General features: G+C 54.5%; 8 protein-coding genes and 1 pseudogene. 5 read left to right on the top strand and 4 right to left on the bottom strand.

Annotated elements, in window-relative coordinates; genetic code table 11:
* Positions 1 to 4 precede the first annotated feature (4 nt).
* Positions 5 to 3,136, bottom strand: a complete 3,132-nt coding sequence (locus tag HND56_04710) for a hypothetical protein (GenBank protein QKK05033.1) — start codon at positions 3,134 to 3,136, stop codon at positions 5 to 7.
* A 310-nt stretch (positions 3,137 to 3,446) separates the two neighbouring features.
* Here HND56_04710 and HND56_04705 point away from each other — a divergent pair, with 310 nt between their 5' ends.
* Complete coding sequence (locus tag HND56_04705) at positions 3,447 to 4,430, top strand: UDP-3-O-acyl-N-acetylglucosamine deacetylase (protein QKK05032.1); 984 nt, start codon at positions 3,447 to 3,449, stop codon at positions 4,428 to 4,430.
* An 84-nt stretch (positions 4,431 to 4,514) separates the two neighbouring features.
* On the opposite strand, the gene HND56_04700 is transcribed toward HND56_04705, so the two are convergent.
* The 3 genes from HND56_04700 to HND56_04690 all read right to left on the bottom strand — a co-directional run bounded on the left by HND56_04700 (position 4,515) and on the right by HND56_04690 (position 6,355).
* Positions 4,515 to 4,982 (bottom strand): DNA starvation/stationary phase protection protein, encoded by a 468-nt coding sequence (locus HND56_04700; protein QKK05031.1) that lies wholly within the window; start codon positions 4,980 to 4,982, stop codon positions 4,515 to 4,517.
* A 113-nt stretch (positions 4,983 to 5,095) separates the two neighbouring features.
* Entirely contained in the window at positions 5,096 to 5,656 is a 561-nt protein-coding gene (locus HND56_04695) for an alkyl hydroperoxide reductase (GenBank protein ID QKK05030.1), read from the bottom strand.
* A gap of 159 nt (positions 5,657 to 5,815) precedes the next feature.
* On the bottom strand, positions 5,816 to 6,355 hold the full coding sequence (locus tag HND56_04690) for a peroxiredoxin (GenBank protein QKK05029.1): 540 nt from the start codon (positions 6,353 to 6,355) through the stop codon (positions 5,816 to 5,818).
* Between the two features lie 138 nt (positions 6,356 to 6,493).
* Here HND56_04690 and HND56_04685 point away from each other — a divergent pair, with 138 nt between their 5' ends.
* From HND56_04685 to HND56_04670, 4 genes and pseudogenes are all read left to right on the top strand, one after another.
* Positions 6,494 to 7,405 (top strand): LysR family transcriptional regulator, encoded by a 912-nt coding sequence (locus HND56_04685; GenBank protein QKK05028.1) that lies wholly within the window; start codon positions 6,494 to 6,496, stop codon positions 7,403 to 7,405.
* Between the two features lie 69 nt (positions 7,406 to 7,474).
* Entirely contained in the window at positions 7,475 to 10,816 is a 3,342-nt protein-coding gene (locus tag HND56_04680; GenBank protein QKK05027.1) for a hypothetical protein, read from the top strand.
* A gap of 267 nt (positions 10,817 to 11,083) precedes the next feature.
* A pseudogene (locus HND56_04675) lies at positions 11,084 to 11,155 on the top strand (bacterioferritin).
* Between the two features lie 650 nt (positions 11,156 to 11,805).
* Entirely contained in the window at positions 11,806 to 14,904 is a 3,099-nt protein-coding gene (locus HND56_04670; GenBank protein ID QKK05026.1) for a filamentous hemagglutinin N-terminal domain-containing protein, read from the top strand.
* Positions 14,905 to 14,918: the final 14 nt, after the last annotated feature.

Here is a 14,918-nt window from a genome sequence, read left to right as displayed (position 1 = left end):
AACCTTAGTTATTGCGTTCCATGCGGTAATTATCGAGGAAGCTTTTGAACAGATCAACCTCTGCCGCCATTTTCAAAATGGTCTCGCGGTCCTGCAATGTGACCGTTCCTTCGACAGGGCGCGTGACGACGGCGAAAGCCGCACCTTCATGCGCATTTTTCATCGCCTCCATATAACGGCTGCGCAGCTGTGCCAAAGCGGCCTGATCATCCGCCATCTTATAAGCCACGGCGGTATTCAAAACCAGATTGCTTTTGCCGTCATCGCCGGAGATTTTCAGTGCCGCCGGTGACGGCAGAATGTTTTGCAGCGTGGCCGCCGCTTTCGCCCAGTCACGCTGGCGCCAGTGAATATCGGCAATCAGCTGTTTGGCATCATCCGTCGGAATGCCGGAGAGGACTTTGATCGCCTCCGCGGTCATGCCCAAATCCGACAGGGCTCTTGCACGCAGTAATTCACGCCGTCTGACCAGATCCTGCGGCATATCCTTGCGGCCACTGCGCTGAATGGCCGACAATGCCTCTTTCGCCTTATTGTCGCGCAGATAAACCGTGGCAAGCCGTGTCCCTGTTTCCGCGATTTTGAGCGGGTCCTGCAAATCCTTTGCGATCTGTTTTTCAAAAATCTTCGCGGCATCTTCCAGCAGATCCATGCGTACCAGATAATCGGCATAATTCTGCTCGGCCACGATACTGGCGGAACCGGCGGGCATCAATTCCTTAAAGCCGTTATAGAGCGCCACCGCCTCGAAAGCGGGCAGTTTAGATGCCTCGCCGTCAACATAAAGCTTGCTGTAAATTTTTGTCATGTCGTCGATCAGCAACCCGCTGTCATACAGGATTTCTTCGGAGAGATCGACCGCGCGGCGCAGTTCCCGCAATCCTTCGATATAGCGTTGCTTATCCAGATGCAGGCTGGCAATCGCGTGCAACAGCTGGATTTCCAGCCCGTCGCCGCGCCATGCGTAACGCAGGGTCTCCAGACGATCCAGCGCATCCTCATCCGTAATGCGCCCGATCTGCCGCAGCAGCTGGACAATCGACAGGCTGGATTTGGCATGATACAGACGGTTGCGCCCACCCGCGACCTTGAACCATGTTTGCAGCGCCTTCACCGGTTCGCCTTCCTGACGGTATTCCTCGCCCGCCAGATACTGCATTGCCGCGTAATGATGCGGCTGCATATCAGCCAGCAGCGGCTCCAGCGCATTCAGCAAGCCACGCGCACGCGTCGTATCGCCAAGCCGCAGTGACGATTCCGCCATATACAGCATAAAAGGCACGGCAAATTCCGGCGGATAACGCGCCACGATTTTATTGTTATTCGGGAACATTTCCCCCGCCAGCAGCCATTGTTCGGACGCCGCTGCCGCATAACCGCGCCACATCCGCGCCTCGGGATGGTCTTTCAGCCCCGGCACGGAAAGATCGCGGATGGCCTCCTGATAAAACCCCGCCAGCACTGAGGCACCGCCCCTGACAGCCAGAAATCCGGGATTTTTATCCAGATCGGGATTTTCATGCAATGCCGCTCTCAGGGCGCCATAGGCCTCATGCCCGAAACCGTTGGCCAGATACAGTAGCGCCATCTCCAGAAAAACCGCTGCGGATTCAGTCCCTTTATCGGTATTGGCCAGTTTTGCCTCGATCAGGCGCTGGTTTTCACGCAGATAAGGCAGACCGCCGCGCTGCCAGCTGTAAAAGTCAAACAAGCGGCTGGCCTCGCTGTCATCGGCTGCCGCCGTTTCCTCCTGCTGTGCCGCCGCATCAATCCCGCCCATATCCGGCACAGGAAGTTCGACGATGTCCTGCGTCAGCACCAGACCGCCTTTTTGCGTGTCAATCTCCACATAGCTTGGCCGCAATGTGACCTGTAAATCATCATCATACGCCTTTACCACCACGCCCTGCGCCGCGGGGATAACCGCAAATTGCGGATAACGCGCCGGCAACGAGACTTTCGCGCCGGGCTGTTTTGCCGTAACGACATAAAGTTTCTCACCGCTATCCGGCATGGTCAGAGCAATGACTTTTTCCAGCCCCGGCAGAAAAATTTCGGCGCGCGGTTTACGTCCGGCGCGCAAAGCGCGGCGTACCTGTCCCGATTGCAGTTCCATCCCGTCCTTCCGTTTCGGATGCAGGGATATCAGCCAGGAGAGATTCATCTTGTTGATCTCCGCCACCGCCGTTTCCGGCGGCATATCAAAACGGTAAGCCGTGCCTTCGGGCAGGCTGAATTCCTGCGGCGCGCCCAAAACCGCCGCCAGCGGCCCCGAGAGTTGCGGCGGAATATTGCCCGACATCCTGTCCAGTACCAGCCATAACCCGCCAAAACGCTCGAAAACAGCCAATGCGGAGGGCTCGATGGTCGACAGGGTAATGACCGTCCCCTGCTCCGGCAATATCTGCGTTTCCACAGCTGTTGCAGGAACTGCGGCAGCGGGCGGCGCGGCAGATACCGATGCGGTAAAGGACGGTGCGGGCATGTCTTCCGCCACGGTCTCCTGCTGCGCTTCCGTTGCAGCAGCGTTCCCTGTCACAGCTGTTTGTTCCGGCACCTGCTGCGGCATGGCGGGAGGCGCTTCCGTCACTGCTGTCACGGCGCCTGCCTCTGTTTCCTCTGTTGGCTGGGGCGGCTTTTTCGCCGGTTTTTCCATTATCTTTGCCGGTTTTGCCGCCGTTTTTTTCGGCGGTGCAATCACTTTCATCGGTTTATCGCTGTAAAAATCGAAGACCACCAGATCCTGTCCGATCCTGAAATCACGGTGTTTGACACCATCGGGAACGGCGATGCGGAAATGCGTGAGCGCAGCTTTTTCCGGCGCGGTCGGCACCTGCCGCGCCGCACTGATGCCGCGCAGGGCTTTTGCACGGAATTGCGCTTCGGGGATCATCGCGTCGGATTGCGCGGCAAAAATCACATCAATCACATTGCCGTTACGCTCCGCGCGATAGCCGACCATGCGCCCCCAGTCAAAGACCAGACGACTGTAATTTTCATGTTCGCCCGCCCTGACTTCCGGCAGCTTTTTTTCCGCCAGAGCCGTGCTGATCGGCACAACCGCCAGCAGGGCGAGTGCAAACAAACCCGCCGCCAAAAGCATCAAGCTTTTGCCGCGCTGTTCAAATTCTGCCATTTTCTTTGCAAATCGCATCAACGGAATATCGGTATTTATTGTTCTGTCAAAGGGTCTGCCCTCACGTCACGAAAGATGCGTGAACAAAAGCCCCTTATTTAAGCATACACAATTTTTACCATGGGGGCAGTCTATTATTTTCATCAAAACGCGACAGGCAAAGCACAGGAACCGGAATTGTAACAAAGCGTAACAAAGAGTGATTTGTCCTGGCGGGACGGCATTGATATAGTCAAAATCAGGAGATAAGACAAAAACAAGAAACTGCAATAAGACGAAGCACTTATAACAAAGAAGAAGCACAAATCACATGACATCCTACATCACGCAGAACACCATCATGCGCGCCGTCTCTTGCGAGGGCGTCGGCGTCCATTCCGGACTGGCCACGACCCTGACCTTGAAACCCGCACCGGAAAACAGCGGCTTTACTTTTGTCCGCACCGATGTGACGGATAAAGACAACCGCATCCCCGCACAATGGGATATGGTCAGCGATACGCAGCTTTGCACGGTTCTGCGCAACACCGATGATGTCAAAATCAGCACGGTCGAACATGTTCTGTCCGCCCTTTGGGGTTGCGGCATTGATAACGCTATTATTGAAGTCAGCGGGCCGGAAGTACCGATTATGGACGGCAGCGCCGCAGATTTCGTGAAAATGATTCACCGCGCAAGCATCGCGCCGCAAAATGCGCGCCGTAAATTCCTGATGATTAAATCCGCCGTATCCTTTGAGCTGGACGGTAAAAAAGCCGCACTGCGCCCTTCGGTCTCGCAGTCATTTGCTTTTGAAATTGATTTTGACAGCAAGGCTGTCGGACGCCAGCATTACGATTTTGCCTTCAGCGAAGCCTCCTACGGCGTCGAGATTGCCGCTGCGCGGACATTCGGTTTTCTGCACGAAGTGGAAGCCCTGCGTAAAATGGGGCTGGCCCGCGGCGGATCACTGGATAATGCCATCGTCATCGACGGAGACACAATCCTGAACGAGGACGGGCTGCGTTACGAAGACGAATTCGTCCGTCACAAAATTCTGGATGCTTTGGGCGATCTGCTGCTGTGCGGTGCGCAAATCATCGGACAATATGAAGGCATCAAAGCCGGACACCATATGAATAATGAGATTCTGCGCAAGCTTTTTGCCACCAAAGACGCATGGGAATTCGTCGAATTGACGGAAACGCAGTACCGCGCTTTGACGGCAACGGAAAAAGCACGCGCCAACATGAAAAAATCCGGTACTTTTGTCGTCCTCGGCAAACAGGCTGGCGAACATGCCGCCGTTTATTAAAAACAGGCGCAATCCGGATACAGAATAAAAGGGGCTTTCACTGAAAGCCCCTTTTTAAGTTTTGTTATTGCCTTTTTATTGTTTTTATTCCTGATGCGCCAGAAGCATCCAGCGGTTTTTCTCGTGCAGCGTGATACGCCCGATGGCAAGATCGGCCGTCGCTTCATCACCGACTGCCTGCGCAGCCGCAAGAAGCGTCTGTGCTGTGGCAATCAGCAAATTCTGGTCGGCAGCGAGGTTTTCGATCATCTCCGCCGCCGTTGGATTGCCGTTTTCTTCCTTGATACTGCCCAGCTTTGCAAAGGCGGAATAGCTACCCGGTGCTTTTGCACCCAGTGCGCGGATACGCTCGGCAATTTCATCCACGATCAGCGTCAGCTCTTCATATTGCGTCTGAAACAGCGTGTGCAGGCTTTGAAACATCGGACCTGTCACATTCCAGTGATAATTCTGTGTTTTCAGATAAAGCCCGTAGCTGTCCGCAAGCAGGACGGAGAGCGCTTGCACCACATCAGGCTGCGGTGTCGGCTGTAATTGCGCTTGGTTTGACATGTTGTTTCTCCTTTGGATTTCTATGCGTTTTTTCCTGTTCCCGCTATCCGACGGGCGAACCCGCCGGACAGGGATAGGGACATCCTAATGCAATTCCTATGCGGCGAAAACCGTTAAAAAATCAACGATTGTGCCGCCGCATTAAGGACTGCTGCAATCTTGACCGCGTGCTGCACGCCTTCCCGCGTGATGCCGCCATGTTCGACCTGACGGATATGCGCCTCGATACACATGCCGCAACCGTTCAAGGCAGAGACAGCCAGCGAATAAAGCTCGAAATCAGCCTTTTCAATCCCCGGACTGCCAAGAGCATTCATCCGCAGCCCCGCAGGCATCTGGCTGTATTGCTCATCACCGGAGAGATGCACAAAGCGGTAATAGATATTGTTCATTGCCATCACGGCCGCGGCAGATTCCGCTGCGGATTTTTCAGCATCGCTCAGCACCGCGGCGGCTTCGCCTTTCACAGCGGCAATGACCGCCGGATGACGCGTCGCATAGGCCGAGGCCAGCGCCACACCCCATATCTGGTTCTCGGACAGACCGGTCCCCGGCGCAGTACGCAGAACAGAAGACAGGTTCAAACGAATGTCCTTGGCCGTATCGGGAATAAGGGATTTTAATCCCTCAAGGTTTTCGACCGCCTGTAAATTTTCGGCTTGCAGGGCTGACATATTTTTCTCCTTTTTCAATCCGTTGAGGATTAATCTGTTTTTATTGCACTCCCAAGTGAGAGTGCACAGCGTTCAAGATGGGATAGGCGCAAGGAGCGACGTGTACGACCAAGTACATGAGCGACGCAGCAACGCGGCCCATCTTGAACGATGGGTACTCTAGGCGACTTTGATCGTGTCTTCGCCCTTATTCCAGTTGCAGGGGCACAGCTCGTCCGTTTGCAGGGCATCCAGAACACGCAGAACCTCGTCAACATTACGACCGACGCTGAGATCAGTCACCATCACAAAACGGATGATGCCGTCGGGATCAATGATATAGGTCGCACGCTGGGCAACGCCTTCTTCGGGGTCGAGAATACCGAGCGCATCGGATAATTCGCGTTTGATATCCGCCAGCATCGGGAAAGGCAGATCGTGCAGATCTTCGTGGTCTTTACGCCATGCGTAATGGACGAATTCCGAATCCGTGCTCATCCCCAGAACCTGCGCGTCGCGATCAGCAAAATCGCTGTTTTTGCGGCCGAATTCGGCAATTTCCGTCGGGCAGACAAAGGTGAAGTCTTTCGGCCATGCGAACAGCACAAGCCATTTGCCTTCATAGCTTTTATCCGTGATATCTTCAAAAGCCGTGCTGAGATCAGTCGAGACAGCCGCTTTCAGTTTGAATTCAGGCAGTTTTTTTCCAACACCAAGCATTATATTCTCCTTATTCGAGTTGGTTATTGTAGAATTTCATCTTATATTTTTAAATTAACATGGTTAACGCAATAGTTAAAATTGATTGTTTGTATATAAACGATAGATAAAAGCTATTAACGATGATATACTGTAAATATGAACCTGCGTGATCTGGAATATATTGTCGCCCTCGACAAAACCCGCCATTTCGGCAAGGCCTCGGCCTTGTGTCATGTGTCACAGCCGACTTTGAGCGCGCAGGTGAAAAAGCTGGAGGATTATCTGGGCGTTAAAATTTTCGAACGCGATAATAAACATGTGATGGTCACTGCGCAGGGGCGCAATATTGTTGAAAAAGCACGGGAAATAGTGGATGCCGCCGATAATCTGAAAGATATGGCGCGTAATATGCAGGCACCCGAACAGCGGCCTTTGACGCTGGGCGCCTTTCCGACGCTGGCGCCTTTTCTGTTTCCGCTGGCGGTTCCCTGTTTGCGCCGCGTTTTCCCGAAAATGCAGATTTTCCTGACCGAAGAGAAAACCGAAAATCTGATCCGGCTGTTGAAAGATGGCGAGATTGATGCGGCTTTGCTGGCGCTGCCCGTCAAGGAGGACAGTCTTGAACATGCCGCGCTGTTTACCGAGCCCTTTTATGCCGCCCTGCCCGCCGACCACCATCTGGCAAAGCTGGACAGCATTCCCCTGCAAGAGCTGGCGCATGAAGATTTACTATTGCTGGAAGACGGACATTGCCTGTCGGAACAGACCATGGAAGTCTGCGCATGGGTCGGCGCACAGAAATTCAATACTTTCCGCGCCACCAGCATGGAAACGTTGCGACAGATGGTCGGTGCCGGTCTGGGAGTGACGCTGGTGCCGGAACTGGCCGTTCCCGCGCAGCAGCAAAACGACATTGTCTACCGCCCGATCAGCAACACACCGGTTCCCGAGCGGACAATCGGACTGTTCTGGCGGAAAACAACGCCTTTTCAAGCGCTTTACACGGCAATCGCCGCCGAAATCAGTACGGCCGTAAAAACGGCCATGCGCGAGAAAACACTTTCCTGATTCTTCCTGCAGCGTCATAATAATAAGGATTAGAAAAACAATCTGCCAGCGAAACAAAACGGCGCGGACATGACTGAAGACGACACGGAAAAACCGCAGCATAAAGAGCCTCACGATCCGCCCGCCGCAAAACACAAGAAGGCGCGCAAGAAGGCCAAGAAATCCGCCGCGCGGAAACGCAGCATCCCCCATCATGTCGTGCGCAGCACCTGGTGGTTTGTGCGTGAGGCTTTGGTGGTTGCCGCCGCCCTCTCCGTTCTGGTCATCGGTTTTGTCAGCTGGAAGCTGTCACAAGGGCCGGTTCCGCTGGATTTTGCCACCCCGCATCTGGAACAGGCCTTTAACGATCATTTCCCCGATATGTCGATCGAGGTCGGCAAAACATCCCTGTTATGGATGCCGCGCGATGCTGCGGTTATTCTGCGCGCACATGATTTGCGGCTGTATGATGCCAATCACACGCCGCTGATGGCGCTGTCAAAAGCGGATGTTGAAATTTACAAACGCGAATTGCCGCTGGCGCGGATTAAAATCAAAAGACTGACGCTGGAAGATCTGGCGCTGAATATTACCCGCACGGCAGAAGGAGATGTGCGGCTTTCCTTCCATGAAAAAGAGGCGGAGGAAGCCGCCGCCGACGGCGCCCCTGCCGCGACGGATTATTCCTATACCTTGCCCCGGGACACCGGCAAAAACGGCGCATTCGATGCCCAAAAACTGGGGATTTTCGAAAAGCTGAAAACCCTCAGCCTGAAAAATACCGATATCGGCTTTCACGACCAGAAAAGTGATGAGCATTGGCGCGGCAGCGGCGTTGACGTATTTCTGGTACGCGGACAGGGGACATTAACGGGCAGTATCAAATCCGCACTGACGCTGCACAATAATGAAGACAGTGCGCCGACCGCCCTTAATCTGAATTTCCGCTATGATCTGGCCGAAAACACGCTGGGGCTTAACCTGTTTTTCAAGGGGCTGAACCCGACATCCTTCGCGGGGCAGTTTTCCGATTATCCCGCACTGTCCATGGCGGATGTCCTGCTGGACGGCAAGCTGGATTTGATACTGGACGGTGAATTTACCCCCGTCACGGCAAAGGCCGAGCTGTATGCGCAGGAAGCCTCCATTCGTCTTGACCAATTTTACAAAGAACCGAAACTGCTGCGCGATGTGAAGGCCATGCTGAGCTATGATCACAGTCTGCGCAGGGCGGAAATTGAGAAACTGTTCTTTCTGTTCGATGAACACAGCACGGTCGAGGCTGAAGGCGTGTTGTCTCTGCCCACGGAAGAAAACCCCGAAAGCGGCTTTTCCGCCAATGCCGTCCTGAACCGTCTGCCCGTTGATCAAATCCGCAGTTACTGGCCGCCCTCTTTGGGAACGCCTGCGCATGAGTGGGTAACACAGCATTTATCCAAAGGCATGGCGGAACAGGCGACACTTAACCTTGCCGGAACGCTGGCTTTGGGCGAAGACAATACCCCCGTGCTGCACAGTATCGACAGGCTGGACGGTATCATTGATTTCAGCGATGTGACCGTCGATTACCTGCCCGACCTGCCCGCCGTCAGCGGTGTGAAAGGCCGCGCCGCCTATACCAAAGACAGTTTCGATATCAACACCAGCGGCGGCAAGATGCGCGACATGCAGATCAAAGCCGGCAAAATCCTGATTTCAGATATCGGCACAAAGAAGGTTCGCATTGATATCGCCACCGATGTGGCAGGGCCTTTGAAAACCGCCTTTTATGCCCTGTCTCAAAAGCCGCTGCAATTCACGCGCATGTTCGCCTTTGACATGGAAAAATCCGCGGGCAAAGCCGCTGTTGATCTGACGCTTGCCTTCCCGCTGAAAAAAGGGCTGAAAATCAGTGATGTGAAAGTGACGGCCAAGGCAAAGCTTGCCGATGTCGCCATCCCCGCCTTCCTGAACGAATTCGGACTGACAGGCGGCGATTTTAATTTAAGCGTTGATAACAAAAGCATGACGGTTGACGGCAAAGGCGCATTGGGCAAAGCGCCGATGACATTCGTCTGGAAAAACCATTTTTCAGGCGGAGATTTCCAGCACCGCATTCAGGGGAAAATCGCCGTTCCCGCGCCGATGCTGCAAAGCTTCTTTCATATTCCGCCGGAACATCTGGAGCTGTTCTTTTCCGCCTTGCCGATGGATTTTATTTTCACACGGCTGAAGGAAACCGGCAGCAAAAGCACATCGACCCTGTCGCTGGCGGCTGATATGACCGCCGCGGAAATCGCCATTCCGGCACTGCGCTATAAAAAATCCCGCGACAAACCCGGCAATGTCAGCATGTTCATCCATATGGACGGCAACCGGAAACCGCAAAGCATTACCAGCCTTGTTGTTGCTTTGCCGGGGCTGCGTGCCGAAGGAAATGTGACGCTGGTCAACAAAGCCGATGGCAGCACAGGTATCAGCGATGCCGATATCAAAAATTTCAAAATGGGAGAGACACAGTTCCTTGCCGAAATCCGCCAGGCGGATAGCGCCCTGCCCCGTATCCAGATTAAGGGCCCTTATATCAATGCCGCTAGTTTCCTGCCGACAGAAAAGGAAAAAGCCGCACAGAAAGCAGCCCCCAAACCCGGCAAGAAACAACCTTACGAAATGCGGATTGATGCGGCGCGCCTGTCCCTGACGCCCGAAAAGCATATCGACGAAGTGCAGATGTATGTGCGCAAAGGCACGGATGGCGAAACGGAACAGATGGAGATTGACGGGATCGCCGGAGAAGGCCGCATTTATTACCGGTTGTTTGAACAGGATGGCGGGCACGGTCTAACCTTTGAAGCCCATAATGCAGGAGCGGCACTGGCGGCGCTGGGTGTGACGCAATCGGTGCGCGGCGGCCATCTGATTATCCGCGGCGTGCCGGTTCAGGGCGGCGGCAAATATGATATTGCCGGAAATGCCGAATTGAAAAACTTTACGGTTGTCGATTTGCCTGCGCTGGCTCGGCTCTTGAACGCATTCTCTCCGCTTGGCCTGCAGGAGCTATTGACCGGTGACGGTATCTCCTTTTCACGGATGCGCGCCTATTTCGTCTGGACGAAACGCCCCGGCCCGACACCGCTGTCCAAGCCCATCGAGAATATCCGTATCAAGAACGGACGCACATCGGGCGCATCGCTGGGGCTGACATTTGAAGGCGATATCAACCGTAGCACCGGCGAAATGGATATCAACGGCACGATCGTTCCCGCCGCCATCTTAAACAAGATCGTCGGCGGCATTCCCATCATCGGCGCCATTCTGACCGGCGGCTCCAATGCCGTTTTCGCCGCAACCTATACGATGCGCGGCCCGAAGGATAATGTTGCAGTGACCGTCAATCCGCTTGCCACGCTGGCCCCCGGCATTCTGCGCATGATCCTGTTTGAAGAACAGTAGAAAACCCGGTTTCCCTGCATTTCCGACCCATAAAATTTATCTAAAATTTTATGCATTTTTTACATTACGTAAAATAAAATTGCGTACAATAGTAAGATAGAGGGTTGAAAACACATGACAGATCAGACACAGAAGCATGCGCCGACATCCATGCGCTACGCAGAAATAAAACTGCGCAGCCTTGCGCTTGCCGCCTGTCTGATGATTGCCGGTTTTGTCTTTGCCGTCTCTCCCGCATCCGCGAAAGTTTTTAAAGCCGTTGCCGTCGGTGGCGGCGGCGGAGGCGGAGGCGGAGGCGGAGGCGGAGGTGGCGGTGGTGGCGCACCTCCTCCCGCACCTGTTGCACCCGCGCCGACAGTTGATATCAACCGCGTCCTTTCCGCCCCCGCCGGATCATCCGTTGCGCCCGCGCATTGGCAACATCTGGCCGCCGGCGAGGAAGCCTCTCCCTTTTTACCGACCGTCCAGCAAGGCGGCATGGCGGCCATGGTCGTTCCCGCCTATATCGAAAACGGCATCATCTATGTGAATTTTAACAGTATTGCCACCCCTGACGAGCGGCAAATGATGACGGTTGATCTGTTCGGCGACGGCTTGTTCGAAGTCACCGTTGATCTGCCCGCAACACCGCCGCAGGATAAAAACGCACCGATTACCGTGCAATCCGCCGGAATGATCATGGATAATTCCATCAATATGAACGGCGTCAGCGTCGGCAAAGATATTCATGTCATTGACGGACACATCATCTTTACTGCGGAAGATCCCGCCATGACGGCGGAACATTAATTACTCTCACATCCCGCCCTGCTCCCCTATATGAATAGATAAAATTTTACACAAATTATCACCAAATTTTTCTTTATATTAATGCAGTTTTGATATTATGGAAATTGTGCAGAGATGCGTGAAAAACCGCCTCTCTCATTTTTTGCGGGCGAATCAAAAGCCATAAAAAAGAAAAAACAACAGGGCGGAAGGCTTCCGAAATGCGGAAAACGGACAAAAAAACATCCCTGAACGGTATCTGGACAAGCGCTTCGCGCTTTGCCGTTGCGGGATTTTTCGGCTCCGCCTTTTCGCTGTTTGCCTTTGCCACCACAGCTTCGGCACAATCCGTCGGCAATCTGGACACGCCGACGGGCGGAACAGTCGTCGGCGGCAGCGCCACAATCAGCAGCCCCGGCGCGGGACAGCTGAATATTCAGCAGGACAGCAGCCGCGCCGTCATTGAATGGAACAGTTTTAATATCGGCGCGGATGCCACAACGGAATTCTTCCAGCCCGATGCGAATTCCCTTGCCGTCAACCGCGTCACAGGCGGCAGTGCCGACCCGACGCAGATTCTCGGAACGCTGAAAGCCAATGGCCGTGTCATGGTGCTTGATCCCAATGGTGTGATCGTCGGCAATGGTGCCATTGTCGATGTCGGCGGGCTGGTTGCCTCGACCGGCAGCGTTTCCACCGCCGATGTTATGAGCGGATCGCAAACACTGACATTGCAGAATGTCGATACCGGCGGACGCGTCATCAATAACGGTACCATCACCGCCCGCGAAGGCGGACTGGTTGCATTGGTCGCACCCAATAGCGTCAATAACGGCGTTATTCAGGCACGGCTGGGACGCGTGGAAATGGTCGCAGGCGATCAGGTCACCATTGACCTGTTTGGCGACAGGCTGGTGGAAATCGCCGTCGGCGGTACGGTGGCAAGCGCATTGGTGGAAAATAACGGCCAAATCAATGCCGATGGCGGACGCGTGGCCATGACGGCACGCGCGGCGGGCAGTCTGGTGGACAGCGTCATCAATATGAACGGTTTTGTACAGGCGCAAAGCGTCGGCACGGCGGGCGGCAAGATTATCCTGTCAGGCGGCACGATGACTATCGGCGGTAATCTGGATGCAACGGGACAGGCCGCAGGCACAAAGGGCGGCGATATCACCCTTGACGGCAAGAATATCACAATCAAGAGCGGTACCGTGCTGGATGCCTCCGGCGATACGGGCGGCGGCAAGGTTCTGGTCGGCGGCGATGTGATGGGACCGGGCGGTACGATCAGCGGCGCAAACAGCGTCACGCTGGAAGCCGGTGCGGAAATCCGCAGCAATGCCTATCGCAGCGGCGACGGCGGTACAGTCGTGCTGTGGTCTGATACCTATACCGAATTTTCCGGCCATGCCGCAGCACGCGGCGGCGCGGAGAGCGGCAATGGCGGCTTTATCGAGGTTTCCGGTCAGAAAGGCCTGCTGCTGAACGGTTACGGCGACGCGACCGCGGCAAATGGTGCGATGGGTACCTTCCTGATTGATCCCGAGATCCTTTACGTGCATAACGGCGCCAGCTCCACCGTCGATAATACCAATTATCTGAATGCGGGGTCTCTGGCGCTGCAGCTCAGCCTTGCCTCCGTGCGTCTGCTGGCGGATACCGAAATCGGCATTATCGAAGCCGTTGATCTGTCCAGCAGCGCCTTTGGGACAACAACGGGTAATCTGACGCTGGTGGCGCCGACCGTTAATATCAATAATGATATAACGATGGGAACAGGCTGGTTCGGTGTTGAGGCAAATGAACTTAATCTGGCAGGGAAAATCTATGAGGCAGGCGGTGCGCTGCGCAATACTGCCGGATTTAACGCCATTTCACTCTCCCCCTCGACCGTCAATGTCATGGGCGATACGGCCAGCATCCAGCAGGGCCTGGATATGACGGGTGATGCGCCGGTGACGGTCAATGTCGCCGCAGGGGTTTATGCCGAAAATCTGGTCATTCATAAATCCGCCACCATCAACGGCGTTGATACGCCGATCCTGTCCGGCATAGCGGCAGGTGGCACGATCTTTACCGTCGATGCCGATAATGTGACGATTACCGGCTTCCATTTTGACGGAACGGGCAGCGCATCAGGTGTGATTTCAAGCGGCTTTAACGGGCTTTCCGTGACAAACAGCTATTTTGAAGGTTTCAGCGCTACGGGGCTTTCCGTCACGGGCGGCAGCAATCATAGCGTTTCCGGCAACAGCTTTACCAATACCGGCGGCTATGGCGTCGCGCTGGACGGGGTGGATGGTGCAAGCGTTGACAATAACACTTTCTTTGCCGATGGATCGGGCGCTTTCGGTACCGGACTGGATGCCGTTTATGTGCAGAACAGCAATAATGTGACGGTGCAGGATAATGCCATCTTTGGTGAAAACGGCGGTGCGGGCAGCATGGGCAGCGGTATTGTTTTCGTCAATGTCACCAATTCCGTGATCGACAACAATCTGATTTCCGGTGACGGTGCAGGCAGTTTTGGCGCGGCGCAGGACGGTGTCCGTGTTGATGGCAGCGACAATATCAGTGTAACCAATAACGAAGTGGAAGCGCTGAACGGCGGCGATGGTGCCGGACAGGAAAATTACCTGATGTCCGCAGACAGCACCAATATCACTTTCGAGAATAACTTGCCTGTGCCGCCGACAGATGGTGGTGACGGCGGCGATGGTGGTGACGGCGGCGATAGCGGCGATGGCGGCGATGGCGGCGATGGCGGCGATGGCGGCGATGGCGGCGACGATGGTGACACCTGCAACAATGACAACCATAACCACGGCAAAGGTAAAGGGCATAATGACCACGGCAACGGGCACGGATATGGCCATCATAAAGACAAACACAAACGTGTGAAATCCGTCCTGTTGAAAGTGATTTCCCTGCTGGAGAAAATTTTCGCCAAGTTGGAAGATCATCACAACAACCAGCCCGGCAACGGCAATAACGGCAATAATAATGGAAATGCCGGTAACAATACGCCCGACCCCGGAAACGGTCATGCAGGAAATGGCGGTAACAATAACGGCAATGCCGGAAACACTCCCCACAATCAGCCGCCGGTCATCAGCCATGAGCAGATCAAAGCCATTCATCAGGCGGTCGCGCAAGTGCTGCATGTGTTCTTCCATAAAATGCACCATGCCGCGCCCGCACATCACGCCCCGCAGAAACATGCGTATCACGGCAAGACCAAACAGCATGGCGGCAAATATGGCAGCCATAAGGATAATAAAGGCAAGCACAGTAAGAAACAGCATAAACGGAAGTGACGGCACGGAAACGT

This window comes from Pseudomonadota bacterium (assembly GCA_013285465.1).
In the GTDB taxonomy this organism is placed as follows: domain Bacteria; phylum Pseudomonadota; class Alphaproteobacteria; order Micavibrionales; family CSBR16-224; genus CSBR16-224.
Note: the sequence above shows the minus strand (reverse complement) of the source record. Positions and strands in the feature narration are given on the sequence as shown.

Bases quoted from the DNA above. Each gene is read 5' to 3' on its own strand.
- HND56_04710 (QKK05033.1), bottom strand. From the start codon at position 3,136: ATGGCAGAATTTGAACAGCGCGGCAAAAGCTTGATGCTTTTGGCGGCG.
- HND56_04705 (QKK05032.1), top strand. From the start codon at position 3,447: ATGACATCCTACATCACGCAGAACACCATCATGCGCGCCGTCTCTTGC.
- HND56_04700 (QKK05031.1), bottom strand. From the start codon at position 4,982: ATGTCAAACCAAGCGCAATTACAGCCGACACCGCAGCCTGATGTGGTG.
- HND56_04695 (QKK05030.1), bottom strand. From the start codon at position 5,656: ATGTCAGCCCTGCAAGCCGAAAATTTACAGGCGGTCGAAAACCTTGAG.
- HND56_04690 (QKK05029.1), bottom strand. From the start codon at position 6,355: ATGCTTGGTGTTGGAAAAAAACTGCCTGAATTCAAACTGAAAGCGGCT.
- HND56_04685 (QKK05028.1), top strand. From the start codon at position 6,494: ATGAACCTGCGTGATCTGGAATATATTGTCGCCCTCGACAAAACCCGC.
- HND56_04680 (QKK05027.1), top strand. From the start codon at position 7,475: ATGACTGAAGACGACACGGAAAAACCGCAGCATAAAGAGCCTCACGAT.
- HND56_04670 (QKK05026.1), top strand. From the start codon at position 11,806: ATGCGGAAAACGGACAAAAAAACATCCCTGAACGGTATCTGGACAAGC.